The sequence below is a fragment of the Paraburkholderia sp. EB58 genome, from assembly GCF_050436665.1.
Taxonomy (GTDB): domain Bacteria; phylum Pseudomonadota; class Gammaproteobacteria; order Burkholderiales; family Burkholderiaceae; genus Paraburkholderia.
The window spans coordinates 49,184-74,821 of record NZ_JBNDMQ010000020.1 but is presented as its reverse complement, the minus strand read 5'-3'; the positions used below and the strand labels follow the sequence as shown (position 1 = coordinate 74,821).

The following is a 25,638-nucleotide window of genomic DNA, read 5'->3' as shown; positions in this document are numbered from 1 at the left end:
GCGCTTCTCACTGGCGTTCGGGAAAACGCAGCTTCGAATGATTCCGGCCGTACGAAACATAGATGACCAGCCCGATTATGAGCCACACGACGAGCCGCACCCATGTGACGAGCGGCAGTCCCGCCATCAGCAGCAGGCAGAACAAGATCCCCAGAACCGGCACGATCGGTACGCCAGGAACCCGGAAAGGGCGGGACGCATCGGAGTCGCTACGCCGCAGATAGATCACGGCGCCGCACACAAGGATGAATGCGAACAGCGTGCCGATGCTAACCATTTCTCCGAGCACACTGATCGGCGTAAGCGCCGCCACGATCGCGACGATTGTGCCGATCATGATCTGGCTGAGGTGCGGCGTCTGAAGACGCGGATGGACTCGTGCGAATAGCGGCGGCAGCAAGCCGTCCTGCGACATCGTGAAGAAGATGCGGCTCTGTCCATACAGCAGCACGAGAATCACAGTGGTCAGCCCGGTCAACGCACCGATCTTGATCAGCACGGAGAACCAGGTAAGTCCGATGGCGTCTACGCCTTTTGCGATCGGATCCGGAACATTCAGCTCCCCGTAAGGTACAAGTCCGGTCAGGACACCTGCCACAAGGATGTACAAGATAGTGCAGATGACCAGTGACCCCAGAATGCCGATCGGCATATCCCGTTGCGGCTTTTTCGCTTCCTGTGCGGCGGTGGACACCGCATCGAAACCGATGAACGCGAAGAACACCACGGCCGAGCCACGCAAAATGCCGCTCATGCCGAAGTTGCCGAACTCACCCGTATTCGGCGGGATAAACGGATGCCAGTTCGCCGGCTTGATGAAAAATACGCCGAGCGCGATGAAGGCCACTACCACGACCAGCTTGACCGCCACCATGATGTTGTTGAGTCGTGCAGACTCCTTTGTACCAAGCACGAGCAGGGTGGTGAGGATTGCGATGATCAGTATCGCCGGCAGATTGATGATGCCCGTCACGGCCGTGCCGTCGGCAAGCTTGATGACGGTGCCCGGCGCGGCGGCGAAAGCGGGCGGGATATTGATTCCCGCGTTATGCAGCAAGCTCACGATATATCCGGACCAGCCAACCGCAACGGTCGCGGCACCCATCGCGTATTCGAGGATCAGGTCCCAGCCGATGATCCACGCGAATATTTCGCCCAGCGTGGCATAAGTGTAGGTGTAACTGCTACCGCATACGGGCAGCATGGCCGCCAGTTCCGAGTAGCACAGGCCGACGAACGCGCAGGCGATACCACCAAGTACGAAGGACAGGATGATACTGGGGCCGGCGAACTGCGCTGCGGCGGTGCCGGTCAGAACAAAGATGCCGGCGCCGATGATTGCGCCGATTCCCATTGCTGTGATGCTGGTGGCGCCGAGCGCTTTCGATAGCGAGTGTCCTTCCGCATCCGCACTTCCCACGATATCGGCGACGGATTTCCGTGCCATGTAACTCGTATCAGCCATGATGAGTCGTCCCGTTCAAATAGTGTTTGGGCACGAACCGACTCGGCTTGCTTCGGCTCGCGGAGCACGACAAAAGCAACTGTTACCGAAGACTGGCAGGGATAAGGTGGAAGGAAACGTCGAATTCAGTGTAGTCTGAATTGAAAGTAAAGTGAATATATGACATCCCGGCCCATGACCGAGGGTTTATCCGACGCGTGGGATCGATTGACTTGGGGTTGCTTCTGCTGGCGTATCAGAAAGCAACGCCCCCGTTTCAAGGTGAGGACTTCCAGGATTTAACCTTGAGAAGATGAACAGCTCACACCGCAATCAGAATAGTGGTCCATCTGAGCTTCATCATCGTCATCAACCGGCGTGAGCATGCATCGTCCGATGTTGATCGGTGCGCTCTTGCCTCGCATGCTCCGACGTCGTCGCGATCAACACTGCACGGCTTGTGCAACGCGCAACGGCGTCGCTGGTCCGCTGCTTCCAGAAGCACCAGCTCGATTCCTCTCCGGCACCGACCACGATAAGATCGGCGTCGAGTTCGTTCGCCGCATTGGCGATTGCGCGGCCGATACTCATGGATTTCAGCGGCAACATGACGGTTTGTGCGGCCGTGTCGAGCGCGGCCCGTTCGATGGCATCCTTGCAGTGCTGTTCGACTGCGTGCGCCTGCTGGTCGACCGCGGCGAGCAGCTCCGCGCAGCCATGCTCGCCCGCCAGCGCCCACCACGGCATTGAATCCACTACGTGCAACAAGGTAAGCCGCGCGCCATTTTCACGCGCCCGGGAGATGCCCGCCGACAACGTCCCTTCGCTCAGATCCGATCCAACCGCAACCAGTACGTGCTTGACCATTTAGGGTGCCTCCATCAGTCAGTTGTTTGTTGACTGCATGATCGGCTGCGAAACTTAGCGCCGAATGAGCGCGGCCGGAAGGGCTAGAAACGGCGTCGCGCGATCCAGCTGCGCCGCTCGATGCAGCGCGCGCCTGACGGCTTTTTCCTCATTCGACGCTCATAGTAGATCGATACACTTGACGCGTTACGTCGACTATCACCGATGCAAGGAGCGTCCACATGAATAAGCCACTGAGATCCACGGCACTCGCGATTGCATTGGCGTGTGCCGCACTATCGATCGCCGCTCACGCGCGAACCGCGAGCTATCCCCATGAAGCGGCGTGCCTGGCGCCGCCCGCTACCTCGTCGATCTATGCAGACCATCGCGAACAGATCGCGGACACTTCTCGCGGCCCGCTTGCCTACTACCGGTTCGGTCACGGCAGCCCGCTTCTGCTCGTGACCGGCTATCGCGCGACGATGTCCGAATGGGACGCAGGGTTCCTCGCGGAACTCGCTAAACATCATGACGTCATCGTCTTCGACAACCGCGGCATCGGGCGTTCGATGCCCAACGCGTCTAGCTTCACGATCGACGACATGGCACGCGATACTGCCGCATTGATCGACACGCTGGAGTTGAAGCACCCGACGGTGGTCGGATGGTCAATGGGCGGCTCGATCGTGCAGCAACTCGCGATCGACACGCCTCAGGCGATCGGCAAGATGGTGTTGATGAGCGCTTTGGCGCCCGGCCGAACCGGCGTCCCGGTGCCCGGAGACATCATGGCGAAACTGACGGGCAAGCCCGGCGTCACGTTCAACGACATCATGGCCGTTCTGTTCCCGGCATCGAGTGTGAAGGATGCCGAACGATGTTTCGCCAAGGATATGTTCAAGCCGTCCGGCTACCAGTCGCCCGCCATTTCCAGCGTGGTGACGGATGGTCAATCCGCCTCGCTGAAAGCGTGGGAAACGGACGATAGAGCCGCGGACGCACTGCGCTTGGTGCGTATCGATACGCTGGTGTTGTCAGGCACCGACGATGCGGTCGTCGCCAAAGAGAACGCCACAGCGCTCACGCGCTTATTACCCCATGCCCAGCTTCTGCTGGTTAAGCACGCGGGACACGCAATGATGTATCAATACCCGGTCGCGGTGGCGCGCGCGATCGATTCATTTGCGCGTCGCTGAGGTGCTGCAATTCCTGAGGCATTGCTCACCTCTATGATGTGGTCTCCTGGAAGTCCTCACCATCCTGAAAGTGCTCACCTGTCTGCAAAACTTCGAACCGGTGAAATGGCACATGTTTAAGTCGCAACTTTATTGTTGCGCGACAGCCGCCTCAGAACTTCACCTTGACCTGAAATCCGATCGTGAACGGCAGATTGTCGGAAGGAATTGGCGGAATGAAGATCAGGTTCGCACCCACACGCTTATAGTCGAACATCACGATCGGCGCCGCCACCGGCCCAACGGTGTGGTTCCGGCCGAGACCCCAATTGCCGTAGTTATACCCGGAGATGATGCCCGCGATCGCCGCGATACGCACAAACCCAAAGTGCGCAAATTCCGGCGCCCACAGGCCACCACCATAGTACGAAGGACGGCGCAGCGAGTTGCGAAAGCCACCCACAGTCGCGCCCCATTGGCCATTGAACCAGCACTCAACGCCGAGGCCCGGATTGAACTCATTAAAGTGGGTGCCGGGATCGGGATCGATATGGTAGGAACCCAGCATCGCGTCGGCCCATACGCCGCCGCCGCACCAGTCCGCCGCATGTGCGGTAGACGCCACCGCGAAACCGGCGGTCAGGGCGACGAGTAAGCGTCCGAATCGATTGAGGGTTGGCCGCAAATGCATATCTTCTCCGTCACCGGTCGAGCGCCGGTGTCATGAATGTGCTGGTTATATTCGGTATGTCGTCCGTCGGGCACTGTACCTCAACACGGAAAGTCCATGTTGAGGCAGCCCTCGAAGACGCGGGCACGCGCCCTGCGCGCGCCCAGCCAGCACAATAACGGAAAAGCAGTGGCAGATCGGTGACTGCGCAACGAGCGCTCACGCATCGGTGAGGCTTGCGCAGCCGTTGCGGTGTTCAGTTAGTGCGCCGCAAATGTTCAACCCCGCTATAGCCCGAGATCCGAGAGGCCCGGGTGATCATCCGGACGGCGGCCCAGCGGCCAATGATAGAGACGGTCTGCTTCGCGGATCGCGAGGTCGTTAATGCTCGCGTGACGATGCGCCATCAGGCCATGCTCGTCGAACTCCCAGTTTTCATTGCCGTACGAGCGGAACCAGTTGCCCGAATCGTCGTGCCATTCGTAGACGAAGCGCACCGCGATCCGATTGTCCGTGAACGCCCACAGCTCCTTGATCAAGCGGTAGTCAAGCTCCTTCGCCCACTTGCGGCGCAGTAGCCCGACGATCTCGGCGCGGCCCGTCACGAACTCCGCGCGATTGCGCCACACACTCTGCGGCGTGTAGGCGAGCGAGACCCGCTCCGGGTCTCGCGTGTTCCAACCGTCTTCTGCGCCACGCACTTTCTGGATGGCAGTTTCGCGCGTGAAGGGCGGCACGGGGGGACGGGTTTCGATAGGGTCAGCCATGGTTTGCTCCAAAGGTCAGGTCGGGGAACGCCTCGAGGGCGGGTGAGTGTGAGTATGTGTCGCTTCAACATTCAGCAGTTGCTCGGCGGCGGCGCGCGCATCCAGTGCTACATCGGGTTCGCCGCTGACCAGCGCCACACCGATTGCGCCGTCAATCAGGATCAACCACTGACGCGCGAGGCGCGCCGCGCGCCGGCTGTCGGCGCCGGTTTCGGTCATGTGCTCATTGCACTGCTCGCGCACGAACGCCAGCAGGCGCTCCTTGTGCTCGCGAGCGACGACACGAATCGGATCATCCGGCGCGGCGATCTCGCCGGACGCATTGAGAAACGCACAGCCGTGGAAATCTTTTGATGAAAACCACTCGCGCAACACGTCGAACATGCCGAGCAGGTGGGTACGCGCACTCTTGCCGTGGCGCAGCGTATTTTCGGTGAACCAGTTCATCCACCGTTCATCACGACGCTCAAGCGCCGCGGCGACCAACGCGTCCTTCGATTCGAAGTGCGTATAAAAACTTTTGCGGGCCGTTCCGGATTGCTTGACGATCGCGTCTACCCCGGTTGCATGGATACCACCGGCGTAAATCAGCGCTTCGGCGGCTTCGAGCAGACGTTCGCGCGCGCTGTTTGGGGTCAGAGGTTCGGGAGAAATAGTCATGGGCTAAGGGTAGAACGATCATTCTCCTTCGTCAAGAAAAATTTGGCCGCGGGAATTTTTGGGCGCCCACGGCGTTAACGTGAAAGTACACGATGAGTGCCTCGGCGTATCACCAGACGAATGCCTCGGGTGGGCACCGGCTTGCGTTATTCTGGCGCGGGCGAAATCAGGGAGCGAAACGATGAAGAAGTACGCTGTTCGCGCAGCCGTAGTGCGCGGGTTGTCGATTGCGGTGGTCGCTGCAGCCGCCGCATGTACGCCGCTACAGGTCGTCACGCACACGGTCACACAGACTGAAGCCAGCGTACCCGCGGGGCAGTACACGCTCGATCCGCATCACTGGAGCATCACGTTCGACGTCGAACACCTGAAATATTCGCGCTTCACGATGCGTTTCGACCACGCCACCGCTCAGCTTGACTGGAACGCGGGCGGCCTCGACAAAAGTTCGGTGGTGGCGAACATCGACGCTGCCAGCCTCGACACCAACGTGCCGCTACTCGACAAGCAGGTCAAAAGCGACAGCGTGCTCGACGTGACGCAGTATCCGCAGATCCGCTTCGTCAGCACCAGTTTTGAGCGGACCGGCGATGCACGCGGCAAGCTCACCGGCAATCTGACGATCCACGGCGCGACGCAACCGGTGACGCTCGATGTGGTGTTCAACGGCTTCGGCCCGGACCCGCTCACCAAGCAGGACACGCTCGGCTTTTCGGCGGAGGGGAGCTTCAGTCGGGCGAAGTTTGGGCTGGCGACGTGGTATCCCGCTGTGGGCGACGACGTTCACGTGCGGATTCAGGCGGAATTCGTCCGGCCGGCCGCGGGCGCGTAACCCGCGGCGCACGTGAGCGCGTGGCCGCATGTCTTGCGTGAACGTGTGAAGGCTTGAAAGTCCGGAAGCGTTAGGCTTTGGTGGCCTATGCGCTTCCGGCCGCTCCATACAATGTCAGGCGGTCCAGTCGAGGATCACTTTGCCGCTTTCGCCCGAGAGCATCGTGGCAAACGCACGTTGGTAATCGTCGACAGGGAAGTGATGCGTGAGGATCGGCGACAGGTCCAGCCCGCTTTGCAGCATTGCAACCATCTTGTACCACGTCTCGAACATCTCGCGGCCGTAGATGCCTTTGATTTCCAGACCCTTGAAGATCACCTGGTTCCAGTCGATTGCGGTCTGCGCGGGCGGAATGCCAAGCAGCGCGACCTTGCCGCCGTGGTTCATCGCTTCGAGCATGCTGGTGAACGCGCTCGGCACGCCGGACATTTCCAGGCCAACGTCGAAACCTTCCGTCATGTGCAGATCGGCCATCACATCGCGTAGCGATTCGCGCGAAACATTCACCGCGCGTGTCGCACCCATCTTACGCGCGAGTTCGAGCCGGTAATCGTTGACGTCGGTGATCACGACATTGCGTGCGCCGACGTGTTTCGCGATCGCCACCGCCATGATGCCGATAGGCCCAGCCCCGGTAATCAGTACATCTTCGCCAACCAGGTTGAACGACAGCGCCGTGTGCGTCGCGTTGCCGAACGGGTCGAAGATCGCCGCGAGGTCGTCGGAGATTTCCGGCGGAATCTTGAAGGCATTGAAGGCGGGAATCACCAGATACTCGGCGAACGCGCCTTCACGATTCACGCCTACGCCCACGGTATTGCGGCACAGATGCCGACGCCCGGCGCGACAGTTGCGGCAGAAACCGCAGGTGATGTGTCCTTCGCCGGAAACGCGGTCGCCAATGGCAAAGCCGCGGACTTCCTGGCCCATTTCGACGATCTCACCGACGTATTCGTGACCCACGTGCATCGGCACAGGGATCGTCTTTTGCGCCCAGTCGTCCCACTTCCAAATGTGGATGTCGGTACCGCAGATGGCCGTGCGCTTGATGCGGATCATCACGTCGTTGTGGCCGACTTCGGGCTTCGGGACGTCCGTCAGCGTCAGGCCCGGTGCGCGTTCGAGTTTTGCGAGTGCTTTCATGTGCGCCTCCAGGTCTTAGATGATGCCGAGCGAGCGGCCCACGCGTGCGAATGCGTCCACTGCGCGATCGATCTGTTCAGGCGTATGCGCCGCGCTCATCTGCGTACGAATGCGCGCGCGCCCCTTGGGCACCACCGGGAACGAGAAGCCGATGACGTAGACGCCTTCCTTCAACAGTTCGTCGGCCATGCGCGAAGCGAGTTGCGCGTCGCCGAGCATCACCGGGATGATCGGGTGTTCACCCGGCACCAGCGTGAAGCCGAGCGCGCTCATCTTGCTGCGGAAATGCGCGCCGTTGGCTCGCACGCGTTCGCGCAGTGCTGCACCTTCGGCGCTCGCGAGCAATTCCAGCACCTTCAGCGACGCCGCAGCAATGCTCGGCGTCAGCGTGTTCGAGAACAGATAGGGGCGCGAGCGTTGCCGCAGCAAATCGACGATTTCTTTGCGCGCCGCCACATAGCCGCCCGATGCGCCACCCAGCGCCTTGCCGAGCGTGCCGGTAATGATGTCGACGCGCGAGAGGACGCCGCAACGCTCCGGCGTGCCGCGCCCGTGTTCGCCGATAAAACCGACCGCATGCGAATCGTCGACCATCACCAATGCGCCGTAGCGATCGGCCAGATCGCAGATGCCGGCGAGGTCGGCGATGATGCCGTCCATCGAAAACACGCCGTCAGTGGCAATCAGCTTGAAGCGTGCGCCGGCGGCATCCGCTTCTTTCAGCTTGGCTTCGAGATCCGCGAGGTCGTTGTTCTTGTAGCGAAAGCGCTTCGCCTTCGACAGCCGCACGCCGTCGATGATGCTGGCGTGATTCAGTTCGTCGCTGATGATCGCATCGGATTCGTCGAGCAGCGTTTCGAACAGGCCGCCGTTCGCATCGAAACAGCTCGAGTAGAGAATGCAGTCATCTGTTTGCAGAAACGCGGACAGCGCCTGCTCCAGTTCCTTGTGTACCGTCTGCGTGCCGCAGATAAAGCGCACTGACGCCATGCCGAAGCCATCGCGATCGAGCCCGTCTTTGGCGGCTTCGATCAGGCGCGCGTCATCGGCGAGGCCCAGATAATTGTTGGCGCAGAAGTTCAGTACGTCCGTGCCGTTTGCAAGCCGCACGTCGGCCGATTGCGGGCTCGCGATCACGCGCTCAGTCTTGTAAAAGCCGTCGGCGCGGATCTGCTCGAGCGTGCTGCGCAGATGGGCGAGGTAGGGTTCACGCATACGTCAGACTCCTGAATGGGCGGTAGGCCGCGCGGCCGCGATGTTCGGCGCTGTGGCGGCCTGCTATAGTCGGATATCAGTTTTACCGAACAATTTCGATTTTCCGAACTTAATTTCGGTATATCGAACAACTCTAAACGATAGGTCAGAAAATGGCAAGTTCGGGCACCCGGCGCGCAGCAGCCAGCGCTGCACCCACTCTAGCTCAAACCGTTGCAGCGCCACCGCGGGTGGGCGAACAGATCCAGCGGCTGCGCAGCGAACGCCGCATGACGCTCGACGACCTGTCGCGCGCGGCGGGGGTATCGAAGTCGATGCTGTCGGAAATCGAGCGCGATAAGGCCAATCCGACTATCGCGGTGGCGTGGCGGCTGACCAATGCACTGGGTGTCAGTCTCGATTCGCTGTTCGCGCAGCAAAAGGCACCGGAGGCGATCGCCGTGTCCGGGCCGCACGAAATTCCGACGCTGAGCGGACACGACGCCAAATATCAGTTGCGGGTATGGGGGCCGATCGAGTTGGCAGGGAAGTTCGAGTGGTACGAGCTGACGCTGCAGCCGGGCGGCGCGCTGGTGTCCAATGCGCACGAACCGGGCACGCGCGAACATTTGACGGTGCTGCACGGCTCGATCGAAATCGAGGCGGCCGGCACAACCAAGCGCCTGAAAGCGGCCGACACCGCGCGCTATGTGGCCGATGAGCCGCACGCGATCCGCAACGCCGGCAAGAGCGAGGCCAAGGCACTACTCGTGGTGATCCACGGCTGAGTTCTGAACGCACCGTCAGTGGAAATATGCGAGACAGGTAAAGAAGTGGATTAGCCAGTCGGCCGAGTTGCGCTGAGTACTGTATGTTTGTACAGTATACGCAGATTGACCGGAGCCGAAATGAACGAACTGACAACCAACCACGCCGACCACGGCTTGGCTGCGCTGCGCTTCCAGACCGCGGCGCGCGATCTCGAACACATCGTCCACAGCATTGCGGCGCGCTATATCGTGCAGCAAGTTCCATTAACCTGGCGGCTTCTGCACGCCATCGAGGCGGAAGCCCTCGCCGACCTCGGATTCGCCAGCCGCCACGACGCGCTGATGCTCGGCCTGTTTCAGCGCCCTTCAGCACTACCGTATCCGGAGACCGATGAGCCGGTGGATTTTGGCGCGTCAAACGCGCTGCCAGCGGTGTTCGCGTTTGCCGTCTCCGTGTATGAGGAAGCGCATCGCAATGCGATGCAGGCGCCGCCGCGGCAAAGCCTGCCCAGGCGTGCGCGGGCTTGGGGAGGGTAACCACGAACATATCTGCTACCGAATGGGTAGCGTCTGACCTACAATGAGACGCAACTAACGGTAAACCAGACTATGGTCCCTCCCCACTCGCCCGGCTCCGCCGGCGGAGACATCCCTACTACTGATCTATTCGATCAAGAGCGCGAAGACTGGCGTCGCGATCCGAGTATCGCCTTTGATGCATGGCTCGCGAAGCAACAGTTTCGCAAGTCTTCCGCCGAGGTGTACCAGGCACAATGGGGGCTGTTTCTCGATTGGCTGAAAGTTCGGCATGCAAACCTTATTACGGTCGATACCCGCACGATCGCCGATTTTGTTGCTGGACTCTCGATCCGTAAACCGCAACGAGTCCGCTATTTAAGACTGATCGAACGTGTTCTCGATCATGTCCGCGAGATCGAACTCGCCTCGACCAACCCCGCACGGTTTATCGCCCAGGACGGCGAGGCGGCCTGGCGCAATGCACGTGACAACGAGCCCACGGGTTTCCTCACCAGCCATGAGCGCGCGTTGCTGATAGCGCATCTGTTTTCGCCCGTCACAGAACTCTCTACTGCACAGCGTTGGAGAGAACGCCGCGATCGAGCATTAATTGCGGTGTTTCTCGGCGGGGGATTGAAAACCGGCGAGGCTCGAACACTAACGGTTAGTTGCGTGACGGTGGGCTCACCTTGGGTCATGATCGAGTCACCGAACCCGCTGATGACTCGGCGCACCCGGCTATCGCCATTCGCTGTCGCGGCGCTGGATGCATGGCTCGCCGAACGGCGCCTCTCCGAACTTGCCGGAAATCTCGTATTTCCCGCGTCGCCCTCTGGACGGCCGATGCACAAGGCAACCATGCTGCGTTCGGTCGACGCGTTGATCGAAGCCGCAGGCTTCGCAGAGTCGCGCGAGTCACGAGCCAGTCCGCAAACGCTGCGCAATACGTTTGCCGCCGACCTGTTCGAGACGGGTGTCACGCCAGAGCTGGTCGGGCAATGGCTTGGCTTCATGCAACCCGTTTCCGCTAATCGACTCCATCGAGCATGGAGAACATGGTCGGATCAGCAGAAAAATCCCACCAGTGACGCGCCCGATCCTGACGATCCGCCTGGTCGGACAGCAGCGCGCGGCGGGCCTTCCACTGAATAAGAGTGTGGAAATCGCCCCGGAAAGGCTCACCTTTCTGGTCCCGAATTACCTCACCTTTAAGCGACTTTCTTCGTTTTGGACGGCTTGGCGCGTCCCACTATGCAGGCGAAGCCACCGGTTTCAGCGCCAAAAACCGGCTCACGGCCTCAAGCCGCGAGTGACCAGGCCCCGATGAATGCTCGCACTCCGGGCATTGAAGTTCGTAGCGGTGATCGACCTCGGACAGTTCGGGTTCACCTTCTTCACATTTTGGACAACGCAACGGCAGCGCGACGTGACCGTCCGCGACCGTGCCGATTGTTGCCATCTCGTCTGAGCTCAAGCGACCGGAGTTCGCGAGCGCAGACAACAGACTCGCGACGACTGGATCCACGTCCTGCTGGGCGCGCAGCGTCGCAATTTCTTTCGTCAGCGCGTCGAGCTCGTCCGATTGTTCGCGCAGTTGCGAGTCCAGACGGTCGCCTCGGGCCTTTGCCGCAGCGATTTGCTGGATGAACTCGAATTCCTTGCGACTGGCGTCGCGCACTCCGGACTGGTAGGTGGCCGCCATGGTGCGTAGCGAGTCGAGCTCGACCAGCATCGGTTTGACGCGCCGTTCGGCGTCAGCCACGGCGTCCTTGATTTGTTGCGCATAGTGCTCGGTGCTTTGACGCAATTCAATATGTAACGCGTCAATCCGATCGCGCAACGCGGCATTGGTGGATTGCTCGGCTTCGAGGCGTTTGCGAAGCGTTTCATTTTCCGCGTCAAGACGGCGGACGCTGGATTGCAAACTGTCCTGGTGAACACTGCCGTGGGTGTTGGCCGCGGTCAGTTCCGCTTCAAGCGCGCGAACCCGCTCCCATGCGGCATCCGCTCTCGCGTCACTTCGACGAATCGCTTCTTCGGACGCCTGCCGGCGAATCTCGGCCTCTCTTGTTTCGCGTTCTGCGGCGGATATCTGTGCCTGGATTCCTTCACGCTCGCCCTTGAGGGTAGAACGCGCATGTGCGATGGCTTCCTCAAACAATGCCCCGAGTAATTCACCTGCCCGGTCTTCGAGCACTTTGGGGATAGTCCCGGCACCGACTCGCACACGTGATGCGCTGCGGATTCGCTCCCAGAAGGTATCGATATCTTTAGGAATATCGCTCGCGCTACCGGTTTGGGTCAGATCTCGCACCGCGGCCATTGATGGGCGAATACCGAGATCAAAAAAAAGGCGCTTGCAGGCGTGTAGCGACAACTCCTGCCGGCGCACACCGTTTTCACGCATCGATTCCAGTTCCTGCCGAATGGCTTGGCGTTCTTCGTCCAGACTCATTTGCACCTCGTCGTTGCCGGAATTCGAGAAATCATAACAAATTACGTAATGTTTGCTACAGGTAGATAGGGACAGGTGAGTTTCTCGCGGGAGGGCGTCTGATTTAGTCGCCGCAGGCGACTTCGCGGTGGCCTAGCGTGGTTTTTCCGTGAAACAAAACGAAGAATAGTCAATAAGCCTATGGAAATAAAGGGTTTTCTAGATTTTCGCGACGTGTCACCACTGTTTCACGAAGCGGAATGTCAGCGGGGTTTTGGGTCTGGATCTGTCCGAAGGACGCACGGGGTGGAAATTCTTGAGAGTAATAAAAGTAAACACCCTTGAACCCTTGTTAAAAACGTTAACGCCACGGCAGATCCTTACCAGGCAAGGGTTTCAGCGAGGTCAGGTGAAGCTTTACGGGAGTCCTGGTGAGGGCTTGCGGGATGGTCGAGTGATGGGGTTCGGGGGCCGTGGTGAGGGGCTGCGGGACAGTGAGTGAGCGGGTTCAGGAGCTGCTTACAAAATACCGATTAGCGAAAGGTGAGGTTTTGCGGGACTTGGTGGGCCGCTTAGCCCGGCTGGACGTAAAAAGTACCTGGAAGTCACCAGATCGGTGGGGTGAGCGCTTTCGGGAGAGATTTTAAACCCTCTTTTCGGGGCAAATTCGGTCCCCGAAAAGCCTTCGGTGAGGCAACGCGGGAGAAAAAGCGGACTGAAGGTGAGGCTTTTCGGGGAGCCGGCCGCATTTATGCTCGAATTTTGGGCACGCGAGCCCTGAGGTGAGGTTTTTCGGGAGCGCCAAGGGGCTTTCCGGCCTGCGGCTGGGTTTATTGGAGCAAGAAAAAGGCACGGCGGTGCAAAGGTGAGATTATTCGGGAGGTTGCAAAGGGGCGTTTTTGCGCCGTCGAAAACCGCACCGTTGGCGGCTGAGGTGAGCGTTTTCGGGAGTCATTTGGATGCGAGAAACCCCTTCAGGTGAGGTTTTTCGGGAGGAAGTTTGCGGTTACTTACGGGAAATGCCCCACTGAGCTTGATTGGTGAAACTCAATTTGAAGGCGCTGAATCGCTAATGGTGAGATTTTTCGGGACACTCTCGTGATAGAGGCGATCTGATGAGCGATGCTCGGATGGGATTGCCAAGGTGAGGCTTTTCGGGACCTTATTATTTCAAGAGGTACTCGATGTGTTTGCGCTAAGTGTATGAAGTTATTGTTGATTTCCGTGTTTAGACGGATAGGTGAGGCTTTTCGGGAGCTGGCCACGGTCGTGCTGCGAGTGCGCAAGAGCGGGCCAGTTTCAGTCAAAGGTGAGGCTTTGCGGGAGCGTTTTGGGGTTGTATTCGGATGAGGTTTGACCCGGAGCTCGTATTTTCGCGGGTTCAGCCGAAGCAAAGGTGAGAGTTTTCGGGGGCGATTGGGGGCGGGTGCCGGGTGGTCGTGGTTGTTGAGCGTTGCTCGTGAGAGTTGGAGGGCGTAATACGCTGCTTGCCTCGTGCTGCGCTTGCTGCGATGCCGCGAAAAATGCCGCTCCGCTCCGGCACAGCCCAGCCGATCGCCGCTGCGTTATTGGCGTGTCGACACCATTCATGGCGCAGGTCCGTCGGTGATGGTCAGGTGCCTTTTCGGTCGGGCTGGGTCGGTGAGCACATAGGGGTCGTGCTGCCGAGCTGTCCAAAGGGTGTCGGAGTGGCGGTGTTTGCACAATTGTGCCGACGGTGATCCCGGTCGGCCTATAAGGCGGCAACATGCGAGCGGTGCGCTTATGCCAGCTGCTGCGCCTCACCATGGGGCGAATGCGATCCAGGTTGGCCACCCCAGATGACGTCATGCGAGCGGTGCGTTTGTGCGCATTGGAGCGCCTCACCATGGCTCGCAGGTCATCTAAAGGATGCCCGTCGGTGATACGGCCGTCGCGGTATCCGCTAAGTGCGTCCGGGGCGAGTTTCGCGCGGGAGAGAGGCGTGCGCGACGACGAGCGGATCTCCGGCAAACCCTTACCAGTGCCTGGTTCCAGGGTTATTCCTTAGCATGGATGCAAATGACTTTGCTTGCTCCGATGTTTCTGAGCGCCTCGTGCGTATCGACCACCCAGGAGTGCGAATCAAGTCACGAATTTGCGAAAATTTTTACGGTGAGTCGATACGGGAGCCAAGGCCTCCCTTTCATGACTTACCCAGGAATGGTCCATTTTTGCCTATCCCGCGACGAGCAACGACGCCCGCAACCTGGCGTGAAACGCTTGAGGTGAGCATTTTCGGGAGTGAACCGAGGTGAGTCGCGGTCCGTAAACTCACTTCACCGGGAATGGTGAGAGGCCCGCTATAGACGCGCTTCACCACAGTCGGTATGCTCTCGCCAAATCCCTCCTCGACCCGACGCATGGCCACGAAGCGCGCGAAGAAGACTGATGTGGTGAGCCCTAGCTCCGCCGAATTGCGCAAAGCCGTTGAGGCGATCGCCATTCAGCCCAAGAGCGGCAAGATCACCCTTCTCACCCGAAAGCTGTTCAACGTTCTGCTTGCGGTCGCCCAGCAGGCCGACGAGTCCGGCGATACGTACCGCGCACTACTTTCGGATATTGTGGCCAACTCGGCCTTCGATTCGAACGACACCGCGCTCGTCAAGGAACACCTCCGGCGGATGGTGTCGGTGCAGGTCGAATGGAGTACCGGCACCTCTAGCCAGAAGCCCGGCCGCAAGTGGGGCATCTCGACGCTGATCGCCGACGCGGAAATTCTCGAAGACCCGACCACGCGGCGCGTGTGGGTCGAATTCTCGTTTGCTCCCAAGATCAAGAAGAAGCTGCTCGACCCGGTTCAGTACGCGCGTCTGAGCTTGCAGTTCCAGAGCCAGTTGCGCAGCAGCGCGGGATTGGCGCTGTACGAAATCTGCGTGCGCTATCTGACCAATCCGAGTCACCTCACGATGCGCGAGTCGTGGGAATGGTGGCGGCCGATTCTTTCCGGCACGCCTGACACGGAAGCGGGTGACGAGGCAAAGCGCGAGTACAAGTACTTTAAGCGTGACTACTTGCGCCCGGCTATTGCTGAGGTCAACGCGGTTACCAATATCTTTGTCGAGTTGATCGAGCATCGCGAAGGTCGCCGCGTCGCCGAAATCCAGTTCCGCGTGACGGAGCGCAAGCAGCCGATGCTGGCGCTCGATGAGCACCCCAACGTATTCGACAGCACGCTCGTCGACCGCATGGTCAAGATCGGCATCCCGCTCAAAGAAGCGCAAACGCTTTACGCGGATAGCGAGGAAAACCGGATTCGCGCAGCACTGCAGATGACGGAACAGCGTATGCGGAGCACGTCGCTTCCGCCGGTGCGCAGTGCGCCGGCGCTGTTCAAGGATGCATTGAAGAAGGGTTATGCGCCGCCGGTTGAGTCGCTGGCATCAGGCAGCGGTGGCAAGGCGGCCGTTGCGGCGCCGGCGGACGACCTCAAGGCGCGCCTGCTCGGCGAATACTCGGCCTATCGCCGCAAGGAGGCGCGTGCGCTCTATGACGAGCAAGGTGAGTCTGAGCGCGAAGTGGCGCGTCAATCGTTTGAAGAAGACGAGTTGCCGGGCTTGGGGACGCACATGCGCGATGATTGGCGCCGCCGCGGCCTGGAATCGAAGATCACAGAGACAGCGTTCTTCGACTGGCTGGCTCGCAAGACGTGGGGTGAGCCGACCGACGGGGACCTGCTCGCTTTCACTTTGAGCCAATCCCGCGCGGCCTGACGAAGCTGCTTTTATTACCCGCTTGTTCGTATGAGTGCGGCGCGCCATTCCTGGCGCCGCACTCACGTGTCACTTCTGCTGCAACATCTGCTCGATCTGCCTCAGGATGTCATCGCGCTTTTCCTTCGACAAACCCTTCAGCCGCAGTTCGATGCGGTCATCTCCGTACGACTTCAGATCGCCAACCGCCACACCATCCAGTTTGATCTCGAGACGCTGCGCATAGCGTTGCCGTCCCGCAGGCTTGGTGCTCTCCTGCGCACTTGCCCGACCCTTCACGATGTCGGCAACCTGGCGCGTGCTTAGATCGTCCGACAGAATCTTGTTGATCAGCCGTAATGTGGAGTCGGATCCGCGGGCGGCGTGATACCGGCCAACCTGATAGGCCATGTTCGAGCCGAAGCGATCCGTTCTCGCGACCATCTCCTGCATGACCACCTCGGGCAACTTGGCAATCGACAAGGCAACCGCGACCGTCGATTCGTCGAGCCCAAGATGCTCGGCCAGTTCCTTCTGGCTCTGAAAGTACTTCTCGTCCAGAAAGCGCTTCCATACGACCGCGTTGTCGAACACCGTCTGCGAGTCGCGCTGTACGTTAAGGTCGTAGCCGAGCTTGTAGCTCTGGAGGCCGATCGGCAGGTCAATGACGATCGCCTTCACCGACTCTTTATTGGCTTCCTTCAGTGCGCGCACGCGGCGACCGCCGTCGCTCACGAAGTACGTGCCGGGATTGTCGTAATCAGGGATCACATGGATCGCCTGCTGCTGTCCCTGCTTCGCCAGATTGACCGCGAGCTCTGCGATCGATGACTTCAGATAGAAGTGACGAGGGTTGAACGGGCTGGGCTTGATCGCCTTCAGCGCGAGCTCAATCACCTGTCCAGGCCGGTAGCCATGTTCGACACGCCACGCGTGGTATGCGGCAGATTCATGCAGCGCTTCCGCTGTGTCGGCTTCGGCAACGATGGGGGCGGAAACCGGCTGACTGGAGCGGGCTGCGATGTCGTTTGCCTTCGGTGCATTCTGTACCAAGCCATCGATGGCGTTGAGGCGGTCGAGGGCGGTTCGCTTTTCGCTGCTTGTCGTGTCCGGACGTGCTTGAAAGCCTTTGGCAAATTGGGAGGGTTTCATTCAGTGTCCTTTATGCGCATAAATTCAGGGGAGCAGGGCGGCGATTTCGTCAGCGAACGCCCGTACTTCGGCGGCGGCGAGTTTGGCGCCGCGGTCATTCATTTGCAGCACGGTCTGCCCTAGGGCCATGGCCTGCTTATAGGCTTCGCGGGTGGGGATCTGGGTTTTGAGCAGCGGAAACCCCAGTTCTTCCAGCGCGCGCTTCAGTTCGCGGGTCAGCATCCGCTTCTCTTCCGTCTTGTTGAGGAGGAACACCGCGCGCAGGTCTTCATTCATCGCCTGGGCTTGCTGGATCAGTTTGACCAGCCCCACGCTCGACCAGTAATCGGCCGGCGATGAGGAGGTCGGAATGATGGCCACGGTTGCGGCAAGCAGGACCACGCCAGAGACTTTCTCGGTGATGGAGGGCGGGCAGTCCACGACGATGATGTCGTAATCCCCCACGAACTTCTTGATCTCACGATGGATCTGGCCACCGAACTCGGAGAGGTTGACCACTGGAAAGGGAATCCCATTTTCGCTATCCGACGATGCGCTGGTCCAGTGAACCAGGGTGTTTTGCCCGTCGGCGTCGACGACAAGGACGCGCTTACCTTTCTCATGAAACGCAGCGCCGAGGTGCATCGCGATGGTGCTCTTCCCGACCCCGCCCTTCTGTTGAGTTACCGCGATGATTTCTGCTGCCAATCTTCACCTCCTCTTTTTAGACGCTGATGGATTTTACCTTGATGAATTTGTATTTCAATGTCTTTTGTCGAAAGCGCGAGACGTATTAGCCATTTGGTAGAGGTTTATGCGCATAAAGAGGGGTGTCGGTCGGGACGGTGGTCTCCGAGGGTGCGCATGAATAATTGAATGGGCTACGGCTACGGCTACGGCTACGGCTACGGCTACGAGTGCGAGGCCAGTGCCGCTCGTAGTAGAAGCGGGCCAAGCTGTGGCATCTCGCTGTGGCCGCGATGTGTTTATCCCTACGTGGGTGGTGGTTCCTGCCGTTTGGCACGGCGAGGTGGGCGCTGCGGAGGCTGCGCTACAAACGGCCCCCTCTGGACCGCGAACGCGGCGCTTCGGATTGCACGCAACGGATCCCCGTTAGCAGGAGCGATCACTAGGCATCACTTCGAGACGCGCGGGGCGTGAACTTTATGCGCATAAACCTTGCCCCGACGCCGAGGGTCCGCGCGGATGCGTGCGGACTCGCCCGCTCAATCCGCCTAGGCTTCCGCCATCACGGGAATTCCATCGGTCAGCTCACCGGTTCAAACTCGCCTGCTTGTCAGGACGTCCCCCAACGCCCAGCCAGAACGAAACCGTCTCCTCCCTCGTCGCCTCTGCACCTTCATGCATCCTGGGGTTGAACGCTAAAATCACCCCTCCCTATACCCACCGCTTCCGCGCAGAACGCCGCCATGATCACGATCTATCACACAACCCCCGCTGTTCCAAGTCGCGTGGTGCGTGCGAGTTAATCGCTGACACCTTCAACGTCGCGAACGAGCCCGTCGAAATCGTCGAATACTTGAAGCAACCTCTTTCGGTTGCGCAGTTGACGGCGTTAAATGCAATGCTGGATTGTCCTGTCCGCGAGATGGTGCGTGACACAGAGGCTATGTATAAAGAACTGGGCCTGGACGATGCCGAACTCTCTGACGCTCAGTTATACGAAGCGATCGAGAAACACCCCATCTTGATGCAACGCCCGATCGTCGTACGCAATGGGCGGGCGGTCATCGGACGGCCACCCGAGAATATCAAAGCGCTATTCGACTGAATGCACCGCTTGTATTGAACTGACCGGCCAGCCCACCGAAGCACAGCACAACAAAAGCGCTTGTCGTCGCAACAACAACGTCGCCGCACACCGGACCCCGCGTCCTCAAACACGAGCACCAAAAAGCTCCACCCGGCCTCGCCACGCCCCACCCCGAGGCCCGCTACAATCGCCGTCAGCCGCGCATAGCCGCGGCCGCATCAATCAACAAAAGGGACATCGTGCATCTACCGACAACACTCGCGCCGTGGTCGCCCCACGACACCCAACTGGTCCTTTCGTGCGTGCTCGGCCTCGCCCTGATCATCGTGTTCATCAGCGCGCTGAAACTCGCGCCGTTCCTGTCGATTCTGGTCGGCACGTTCGCCGCAGGTTTCACTGCGGGCTTGCCGCTCGAAGCGGTGGCCAGCGCATTCAGCAAGGGCGCGGGCGCACTGTTAGGTGACGTGGGGATCATCATCGCGTTGGGCGCGATGCTGGGTGCGCTGATGGCGGAATCTGGCGCCGCGGACCGGCTTGTATCGACGATCCTCAAACATTCCACGCCGCGGGTGTTGCCCTGGATGATGGCGCTGGTCGCGATCATCGTCGGTTTGCCGCTGTTCTTCGAGGTCGGGCTCGTGATGATGGTGCCGATCATCTTCATCATGGCGCGCCGCTCCAAACAACCGATCCTGCTTATCGCGATTCCCGCGCTAGCCGGCATGACGACGCTGCACGCGCTGTTGCCGCCTCACCCAGGTCCGCTGATCGCCGTCAGCGCATTGCACGCAGATCTTGGCCTGACTCTGCTGCTCGGGCTGATCGTCGCGATTCCGGCGGTGATTCTGGCCGGTCCGGTCTACGGTATCTGGCTGTCGAAGCGTATGAACGTGACCGAGCCGGAGGAAATGGGCAAACTGTTCACGGCCCAGCAGGACGCTGCCGAGCCTCCCAGTTTTGCCATCTCGCTGATCACGATTCTGTTGCCCGTGATTCTGATGTTGGGCCGCACCGTCGCCAAACTGCTGCTCCAGCCGGAAACCTTTCTTTTTAACGCGCTCAACTTCCTCGGTGAGCCCTTGGTCGCCCTCGGGCTCACGGTTCTGTTTGCGATCGTGGCGCTCGGCTGGTCGCGTGGCATGCCGCGCGATCGGGTCGGCGGCATCCTGCGCAAGAGTCTGCCGCCCATCGCCGCGCTGCTGCTGACCATTGGCGCGGGCGGAGGGCTCAAGCAGGCGCTGGTGGTTGCCGGCATCAGCACGACGGTCGGCAAGATCGCGGTGGGCGCCCATATGCCGCTGATTCTGCTTGCGTGGCTGATCGCCGTCGCGTTGCGTCAGGCCACCGGCTCGGCTACCGTCGCGACGACGACGACGGCCGGCATTGTTGCCCCGGTCGTCATCGGCCTGAGTCCCACGCACGATTCACTGATGGCGCTGGCAATCGGCGCGGGCTCGGTGTTTTTCTGCCACGTGAACGACGCGGGTTTCTGGATGGTGCGCGAGTATTTCGGCCTGAAACTGAAGCAGACGGTGTTCGTGTGGTCGATCCTGCAGACGATCGTGTCGGTGGTCGGTCTCGCGCTCACGCTCGTGATGTGGAGCGTCCTGACCTAAGGTGGCTGCCTCGCTGACGCCGCGCCGGCGTCCCGCCTCTGTCCGACTCCTACTGGCAGCGATTGATGCCCGATTGGCATATCGTCCGCCTGGCGCCGGCCTAGACTGCTTCGTATCGGAAGGCGCCATGAAACGCGCCTTTTTCTTTTCTTGATGCGAACGAGTGTCCAATGCTCGAACTGAGGCCGTCCTGCGAACGATGCGGCAAGCCATTGCCACCGAATGCCCCTGACGCAATGATCTGCAGCTACGAATGCACCTTTTGCGAGGCCTGCGCGTTGAGCGCACTCTCCAATGTGTGTCCGAATTGCGGCGGCAACTTCCAGCACCGGCCGATCCGCCCACGCGCGATGCTGGCGAAACATCCCGCCAGCACGGAGAGGCGTGCGTCGCACGTCGACGAACCGGCCCATGCGGCCTATCTTGACCGGTATCGCATGACCCCGCCTAACGAGCGCTAGTCCGTTGCGCTATCGGCACCCCGCCATGCATCTCACTCTTCCGAGCGGACCTCGCTGGAGCCGTCGAGGCCGCTGACTTCACGCGATGCCGCCCGCAGCAAACCGATGTGCTTGCGGTAATTGCGGCAACCGCTGCAGGTCGGCAGATGCAGACCGACGGCAATCCACTCGCCGGCCGATAACGGCCGATCAAGCGCGTCCGATAGTAGACGCGTGATGTTCTTACACTTCCCCATTCGCATCCTCTCTCGTTAGGCCCTTCTCGGTCAGGCACGTGCGCAGCCTGAGTCGCGCGCGATAGATCAGGACGCTGCAGTGATTCGCGGTCATCTGCAACTCCGTGCAGATCTCGTCCATTTCCAGGTCGAGGAACTCGCGCATCATGAACACGCGGCCGATATGTTCGGGCAGGTGGTCAAGACACATCTCGAAGAGCTGCCAGAACTGCTGCTGGCGCAGCGCAGTCTCTGGTGTCGGCCAAGGGCGCGGTTTTGCCTCGCTGGACCAGTGGCCGTTGTCCTTGAAGAGCTCGCGGTCGAGCAGCGCTTCGCCCTCGAGTTCGGAGTCCAGCTCCGACAGGTTCACGGTACGTTTGCGGGCGCGCAAGGTATCGACGAGCTTGTGCCGCAGGATGCCGAACACCCAGGTCTTGTGTTCCGATTGCCCGGCGAACCGGTCAGCTTGCGACCATGCAGCGGCGAGGGCCTCCTGCACTGCGTCTTCGGCAGCGGCCGCATCGCGCAGTTGCAGTCGCGCAAAGCGCAACAGGTCGCGCCGCAATTGCATCAGATAGATCGGGTCGTCGAACGCGGGGCCGGCCGTTTGTGTCATGCGAGCCTCCGGCGCGACGCGCCCAGCCTTGACGCAGCCGACGTCCCAGCCGGCGTGACGTGTCTGCCCGCGCGTTGTGCAAGATCGATGGTCTTCATGAGTGGATGTTTTTCTGGGCGCTCGAGGTGGGTCTCGCGTCCATTCTCTCGCACGCTCCTGCCGGAGTGAACTGGAATTCAACATGGCTGCGCCCACCATCGGTGACTTCGACAGGGATAAGTCGTTTGACGGACGAATTTATGACAGTCGCGGCGATCGAAATTAATCATTGCGACATTTGCAAGTACCGCTCGACGGCGATAGTCGCTCCGCCTTGTTCAGCAAGCCTCCCGCGGATGTGGACTGCCTCGTCGGCCCATCCCGAAAAAGCGATTATTGCATTTACAAAGAGAATCTCTTATCAACTTCACCGTTTTTAAGGAGGAGCTTCATCGATATTCTTCAACCACCGAATCGATCGTCTCTGATCGCGAAACCTACGCTGAGTTGAGGAGTATCACCATGAAACGCATCATTTCCGTCCTGATCGCCTCCGTCGCCCTGTTTGCCGCTGTCTCGAGCGTGGCTGATGCCGCGACCGCTCCGGCCAAATGCAATGGACCGGCTTCGTATTGCAACGTGTTCTTCGGTCAGTAACGCCTGACGAATCTGCTTAAAAGAATCTGCTTAAAAATGGGCGCCCGTGAGGCGCCCATTTTTTACTCAGGAAAGCAGAATATCTGCTTTCCTGACATAACAATCTGCGTTTCGCCGCCGCCCGCGCTTTCTCCGCAGGCCGCCACCTTCAAATGTCTCGGTCCGGCAGGCCGCATACGTGCTACAGTAAGCCAGCCGCTTGTAGATCTCTCGCGCGCTTGCGCCGACCCGCCCAAGTCTTCGCCTTATTGCGCTCCCCGGATCGATCAGGATCCTTTCTTTCATGTCACTTCGCGTGGCCGCCAGTCCCGTCTCATGGATGCGACCGTCGTGCCCGCGTATCGACACCCCCTGCGCCCGTCGCAGGTCCGCCTGCCGCGGAAAATGTAGTGAGCAGTAGTTTGCGCGGGGCAACGCCGGCGCTACCGCCACCACTCTCGCCTGGCAGGGCACTCAACGGAGACGACTACCATGAACAACATCATAAGAAGCTACCGCGGCCTTGAGATTTATCCGTTGGTGTATCCGCATCAGCCGCGTGGCGCCAACGGTACACGTCACTACGATGCGGGTTTCGATGCGGCGGTGAAAATCTGCCGCCGCGGCACCGACAACACCGTCACGACAAGCCGCGTATTTCGCGTGCCGAGCCGCTCGCCATTCGGCACAACCGGCGACGCGCGGATGGCATCGGCGAGTCACGCCGAACTCGTGATTGACGGCATGATTGCCGGACAGTCGATCGTCGGATTGTGAGCCGCGTATAGATGGCCTATTCCACCCACCATGCGCGGCGCGAGGCGCCGCACGACCAGCCGGACCGCTCGGGCCGGGGCAATTACCTCGTCGCGGTGTCGTCGCGCCGCACGTCGAGCGGGACCGTGCCCACGCTCAAGGTCACGCGGTTAAGTGATGCCCGGGTGATCTACCCGTTCCAGGGGCACGCCGACATGCCGTTCTTCGAAAGTGCGCAAGCGGCCGAGCTGTATGCGCAAACGTACGGCTTGGCACTGGTAGATGGGGATATCGCGGTGCCGGAATGAACCATCGGCACGACCGAGCAGACTGGAAGAAAAAGAAAGCCGCTGCGATCCAGCGGCTTTTTCACGTAACAACGGGACTACTAAACGCGACCGACTACTTTAGCGAGGCATCTTCGTCGACGGGGTCACGGGCCGGTAGCGCCACTTTTCCGCGCCGGAGTCGATCCGCGCATCGTCCTCTTTGCGTTTCTCCGCTCGGGCCTGATCGGCCTCTTGCAGTTCCGCACGTTTGTCCTTGAGGGGACGCATTGCATCTGCCCGGTACGACATAAAGCCTCCGTTGTTGTATTGGGTTGGATCGAGCGAGGCGAACTACGGCTTGCCACCGCCATCCATGCCACCGCCGTCCATACCGCTGCCGCTTCGCCATACCTGCTTGCCGCGCTCCGACAGCTCACCGCAGCTATGCTGCGCGTCGGCCTGCGTACCATCTACCGCCATCTCGCCGCCGGCCTGTTCCTGCGATTTCTGCTTCTGATTCTTGCGGGCTGCGAGGGCTTCATCGTGTGACTTACCAGCGTAGTCGGTTGTCATGGTCGAATCCTCCATTTTGGGGACAACTACATGGGAGCAGGCCGCCGTGCGCCTGCTCCGGGCACGCGTGCCCAGCCGCCAACGCGGGGGTCATAACGTTCGAGACGGGCATCGGTCACAAGTTCGGACTTATCTTGTAACGCTTTCTCATGCATTCTTAATAAAACGGTCATTTGCCTGAAATCGTCTCAGACCGGAGACGTGCTTGACTGGAAAGGCAAAACCCCCACTTATCCACAAGGTTATTCAGTGAAATTGTGGATAACTTTGTTGAGGTCCTGGTTATCCACTGCACATTCCGCGAAGCTGATAGCGGCAGTGACCCCAATTTCGCCGCATGGCGCGCCTGAGTTGCCTTCTGCGTCACGCCATCTGAACGGGCGGGATGGGCGGCGCGACGTCGGCCGCCTTTAATCCATACTGGTCCGCCCCGGCGGCCTGCGCCAGATCCGTCAGACGTGATGGTGTCCCGTCACGCGATCCCAGCCATGCCGTACCGCTGCCTTGAAACGCTCCCACGTGTCGGTCTGGCCGGGTGACGTGGTCTCCCAATGGCGCCGTGCTTCCGGCTCCACTTCGTCCCAGGGACGATCGCGATAGCGCAGGTCACGGGCGATCGTCGCACCGTATCGGTATGCGGGCACGTAGTCTTCATAGCGCGCCTGGTCGCTCGCATACTGCTCGTCGTAGTGAGTCCGGAAATCCTCCTCATACTCGAGAAACTCGTCCGGGATCGCCTGCTCCTCAAGGGGTTCAGGACGTCGCGCCGCGGGTGCGACATCGACGGGCGTGAACACGGCCCCGAAGCCCGGAGCGCTGCCCGCCGCGATCGTGTTGAGGGTCGCCGCTTCGCTGAGCGGTGGCTGCGGCATCAAGGGATCTTCGATCAGTGGCTCGGGCGGTGCGGGCGACGTGGCCCGCAGCGGATCGTCCACGGGCCGGGCTGCAGCGGGCACCCGAGCGGGCGCCTGATTTGCGCCGCCCATGCCGAGTTCGTCGAGCACCGAGTGTTCGCGGCGCGCGTCGGGATCATCCAGGCCCGCGTCCCAGCCGGGCAAACGCTCGCCGATGTCGGTAGCGCCCAGCCGCGTCAGGGTCTTGCTTGCGAGCTCCGCATGCGATTCGCTGGCCGCGCTGACGCAGACCAGCACGGCGCCGCGACGCACGGCGTCCGCATAGCGGTCCGCCTCTGCCGGACGCGGTTCCTTGGAGAACAGGCTGGTGATGAATCGCTCGATATTCGCGAGGACGCTGGCATTCGCGACCGCATCAGTCGCCGCAGTCGCAGACGGCACCGGGTTGGCTTGCAGTTCGATGGTGTCGCTGGCGAAGCCGGTCTGCACGAGCGTGTCGCGCGCATTTTCCGCTTGGGAATAGGTGTCGAATAAACCAATCACGGTGTGTCGCATGGCTGTCTCCCGACGTTTTATGACGGCCGCCGCGAC

The 25,638-nt window shown here is 60.4% G+C and carries 26 protein-coding genes and 1 pseudogene; 12 read left to right on the top strand and 15 right to left on the bottom strand.

From position 1 onward, the window contains the following. Positions 1–7: 7 nt before the first annotated feature. Entirely contained in the window at positions 8–1,465 is a 1,458-nt protein-coding gene (locus P3T40_RS26555; protein WP_429270680.1) for an amino acid permease, read from the bottom strand. A 348-nt stretch (positions 1,466–1,813) separates the two neighbouring features. Next, positions 1,814–2,311 carry a universal stress protein gene (locus tag P3T40_RS26550; RefSeq protein WP_429270679.1) on the bottom strand — a complete coding sequence of 166 codons (498 nt, stop codon included), beginning with the start codon at positions 2,309–2,311 and terminating at the stop codon, positions 1,814–1,816. A gap of 221 nt (positions 2,312–2,532) precedes the next feature. Here P3T40_RS26550 and P3T40_RS26545 point away from each other — a divergent pair, with 221 nt between their 5' ends. Continuing rightward, on the top strand, positions 2,533–3,489 hold the full coding sequence (locus P3T40_RS26545) for an alpha/beta fold hydrolase (protein ID WP_429270678.1): 957 nt from the start codon (positions 2,533–2,535) through the stop codon (positions 3,487–3,489). Between the two features lie 151 nt (positions 3,490–3,640). Here P3T40_RS26545 and P3T40_RS26540 read toward each other — a convergent pair whose 3' ends face one another. The 3 genes from P3T40_RS26540 to P3T40_RS26530 all read right to left on the bottom strand — a co-directional run bounded on the left by P3T40_RS26540 (position 3,641) and on the right by P3T40_RS26530 (position 5,565). Next, positions 3,641–4,159 carry a hypothetical protein gene (locus tag P3T40_RS26540; protein WP_429270677.1) on the bottom strand — a complete coding sequence of 173 codons (519 nt, stop codon included), beginning with the start codon at positions 4,157–4,159 and terminating at the stop codon, positions 3,641–3,643. Between the two features lie 266 nt (positions 4,160–4,425). Continuing rightward, positions 4,426–4,905, bottom strand: a complete 480-nt coding sequence (locus P3T40_RS26535; protein ID WP_429270676.1) for a DUF1348 family protein — start codon at positions 4,903–4,905, stop codon at positions 4,426–4,428. 15 nt (positions 4,906–4,920) lie between these two features. Next, entirely contained in the window at positions 4,921–5,565 is a 645-nt protein-coding gene (locus P3T40_RS26530; RefSeq protein ID WP_429270675.1) for a TetR/AcrR family transcriptional regulator, read from the bottom strand. Between the two features lie 181 nt (positions 5,566–5,746). Between P3T40_RS26530 and P3T40_RS26525 the strand changes: the two genes are divergently transcribed. Continuing rightward, entirely contained in the window at positions 5,747–6,397 is a 651-nt protein-coding gene (locus tag P3T40_RS26525; RefSeq protein WP_429270674.1) for a YceI family protein, read from the top strand. Positions 6,398–6,511: 114 nt separating this feature from the next. Here the strand turns inward: P3T40_RS26525 and tdh are convergent, their stop codons facing one another. Together tdh and P3T40_RS26515 are read right to left on the bottom strand one after the other, a co-directional pair. Next, positions 6,512–7,540 (bottom strand): L-threonine 3-dehydrogenase, encoded by a 1,029-nt coding sequence (gene tdh / locus P3T40_RS26520; RefSeq protein WP_429270673.1) that lies wholly within the window; start codon positions 7,538–7,540, stop codon positions 6,512–6,514. Between the two features lie 15 nt (positions 7,541–7,555). Then, a complete protein-coding gene (locus P3T40_RS26515; protein ID WP_429270672.1) occupies positions 7,556–8,755 on the bottom strand; it encodes a glycine C-acetyltransferase in 1,200 nt (399 codons plus the stop codon). A 152-nt stretch (positions 8,756–8,907) separates the two neighbouring features. Here P3T40_RS26515 and P3T40_RS26510 point away from each other — a divergent pair, with 152 nt between their 5' ends. The 3 genes from P3T40_RS26510 to P3T40_RS26500 all read left to right on the top strand — a co-directional run bounded on the left by P3T40_RS26510 (position 8,908) and on the right by P3T40_RS26500 (position 11,175). Then, the gene (locus P3T40_RS26510; protein ID WP_429270671.1) at positions 8,908–9,522 is read left to right on the top strand and encodes a helix-turn-helix domain-containing protein; all 615 of its coding nucleotides are present in this window, start codon (positions 8,908–8,910) and stop codon (positions 9,520–9,522) included. 120 nt (positions 9,523–9,642) lie between these two features. Then, on the top strand, positions 9,643–10,041 hold the full coding sequence (locus tag P3T40_RS26505) for a DUF2471 family protein (protein ID WP_429270670.1): 399 nt from the start codon (positions 9,643–9,645) through the stop codon (positions 10,039–10,041). A gap of 72 nt (positions 10,042–10,113) precedes the next feature. Then, entirely contained in the window at positions 10,114–11,175 is a 1,062-nt protein-coding gene (locus P3T40_RS26500) for a tyrosine-type recombinase/integrase (protein WP_429270669.1), read from the top strand. Positions 11,176–11,272: 97 nt separating this feature from the next. On the opposite strand, the gene P3T40_RS26495 is transcribed toward P3T40_RS26500, so the two are convergent. Beyond that, on the bottom strand, positions 11,273–12,478 hold the full coding sequence (locus P3T40_RS26495) for a DNA-binding protein (RefSeq protein ID WP_429270668.1): 1,206 nt from the start codon (positions 12,476–12,478) through the stop codon (positions 11,273–11,275). A 2,360-nt stretch (positions 12,479–14,838) separates the two neighbouring features. Between P3T40_RS26495 and P3T40_RS26490 the strand changes: the two genes are divergently transcribed. Beyond that, positions 14,839–16,188: a replication initiation protein gene (locus P3T40_RS26490; protein WP_429270667.1), complete on the top strand. Its 1,350-nt coding sequence runs from the start codon at positions 14,839–14,841 to the stop codon at positions 16,186–16,188. A 69-nt stretch (positions 16,189–16,257) separates the two neighbouring features. Here the strand turns inward: P3T40_RS26490 and P3T40_RS26485 are convergent, their stop codons facing one another. Both P3T40_RS26485 and parA read right to left on the bottom strand, forming a co-directional pair. Beyond that, a complete protein-coding gene (locus P3T40_RS26485) occupies positions 16,258–17,319 on the bottom strand; it encodes a ParB/RepB/Spo0J family partition protein (RefSeq protein ID WP_429270666.1) in 1,062 nt (353 codons plus the stop codon). A gap of 24 nt (positions 17,320–17,343) precedes the next feature. Then, positions 17,344–18,006 (bottom strand): ParA family partition ATPase, encoded by a 663-nt coding sequence (parA, locus tag P3T40_RS26480; protein ID WP_429270665.1) that lies wholly within the window; start codon positions 18,004–18,006, stop codon positions 17,344–17,346. Between the two features lie 722 nt (positions 18,007–18,728). Here parA and arsC point away from each other — a divergent pair. The 3 genes and pseudogenes from arsC to P3T40_RS26465 all read left to right on the top strand — a co-directional run bounded on the left by arsC (position 18,729) and on the right by P3T40_RS26465 (position 21,149). After that, a pseudogene (arsC, locus tag P3T40_RS26475) lies at positions 18,729–19,090 on the top strand (arsenate reductase (glutaredoxin)). 221 nt (positions 19,091–19,311) lie between these two features. Next, the gene (locus tag P3T40_RS26470) at positions 19,312–20,688 is read left to right on the top strand and encodes a gluconate:H+ symporter (RefSeq protein ID WP_429270664.1); all 1,377 of its coding nucleotides are present in this window, start codon (positions 19,312–19,314) and stop codon (positions 20,686–20,688) included. Positions 20,689–20,858: 170 nt separating this feature from the next. Further along, positions 20,859–21,149: a DUF1272 domain-containing protein gene (locus tag P3T40_RS26465; protein WP_429270663.1), complete on the top strand. Its 291-nt coding sequence runs from the start codon at positions 20,859–20,861 to the stop codon at positions 21,147–21,149. Positions 21,150–21,181: 32 nt separating this feature from the next. Here P3T40_RS26465 and P3T40_RS26460 read toward each other — a convergent pair whose 3' ends face one another. Next, positions 21,182–21,391, bottom strand: a complete 210-nt coding sequence (locus P3T40_RS26460; RefSeq protein WP_429270662.1) for a zf-HC2 domain-containing protein — start codon at positions 21,389–21,391, stop codon at positions 21,182–21,184. Beyond that, on the bottom strand, positions 21,372–21,980 hold the full coding sequence (locus P3T40_RS26455; RefSeq protein WP_429270661.1) for an RNA polymerase factor sigma-70: 609 nt from the start codon (positions 21,978–21,980) through the stop codon (positions 21,372–21,374). The genes P3T40_RS26460 and P3T40_RS26455 overlap by 20 nt, the downstream gene beginning before the upstream one ends. Positions 21,981–22,481: 501 nt before the next feature. Between P3T40_RS26455 and P3T40_RS26450 the strand changes: the two genes are divergently transcribed. The 3 genes from P3T40_RS26450 (at position 22,482) to P3T40_RS26440 (ending at position 23,659) form a co-directional block, all read left to right on the top strand. After that, positions 22,482–22,616: a hypothetical protein gene (locus P3T40_RS26450; RefSeq protein ID WP_429270660.1), complete on the top strand. Its 135-nt coding sequence runs from the start codon at positions 22,482–22,484 to the stop codon at positions 22,614–22,616. Positions 22,617–23,087: 471 nt separating this feature from the next. Next, positions 23,088–23,372 (top strand): hypothetical protein, encoded by a 285-nt coding sequence (locus tag P3T40_RS26445; RefSeq protein WP_429270659.1) that lies wholly within the window; start codon positions 23,088–23,090, stop codon positions 23,370–23,372. Positions 23,373–23,383: 11 nt separating this feature from the next. Continuing rightward, complete coding sequence (locus tag P3T40_RS26440; RefSeq protein ID WP_429270658.1) at positions 23,384–23,659, top strand: DUF6723 family protein; 276 nt, start codon at positions 23,384–23,386, stop codon at positions 23,657–23,659. A 99-nt stretch (positions 23,660–23,758) separates the two neighbouring features. Here P3T40_RS26440 and P3T40_RS26435 read toward each other — a convergent pair whose 3' ends face one another. The 3 genes from P3T40_RS26435 to P3T40_RS26425 form a co-directional block, all read right to left on the bottom strand. Then, on the bottom strand, positions 23,759–23,929 hold the full coding sequence (locus tag P3T40_RS26435) for a hypothetical protein (protein WP_429270657.1): 171 nt from the start codon (positions 23,927–23,929) through the stop codon (positions 23,759–23,761). Between the two features lie 42 nt (positions 23,930–23,971). Beyond that, entirely contained in the window at positions 23,972–24,193 is a 222-nt protein-coding gene (locus tag P3T40_RS26430; protein ID WP_429270656.1) for a hypothetical protein, read from the bottom strand. Positions 24,194–24,645: 452 nt separating this feature from the next. After that, positions 24,646–25,602: a hypothetical protein gene (locus P3T40_RS26425; RefSeq protein ID WP_429270655.1), complete on the bottom strand. Its 957-nt coding sequence runs from the start codon at positions 25,600–25,602 to the stop codon at positions 24,646–24,648. Between the last annotated feature and the right edge of the window lie 36 nt (positions 25,603–25,638).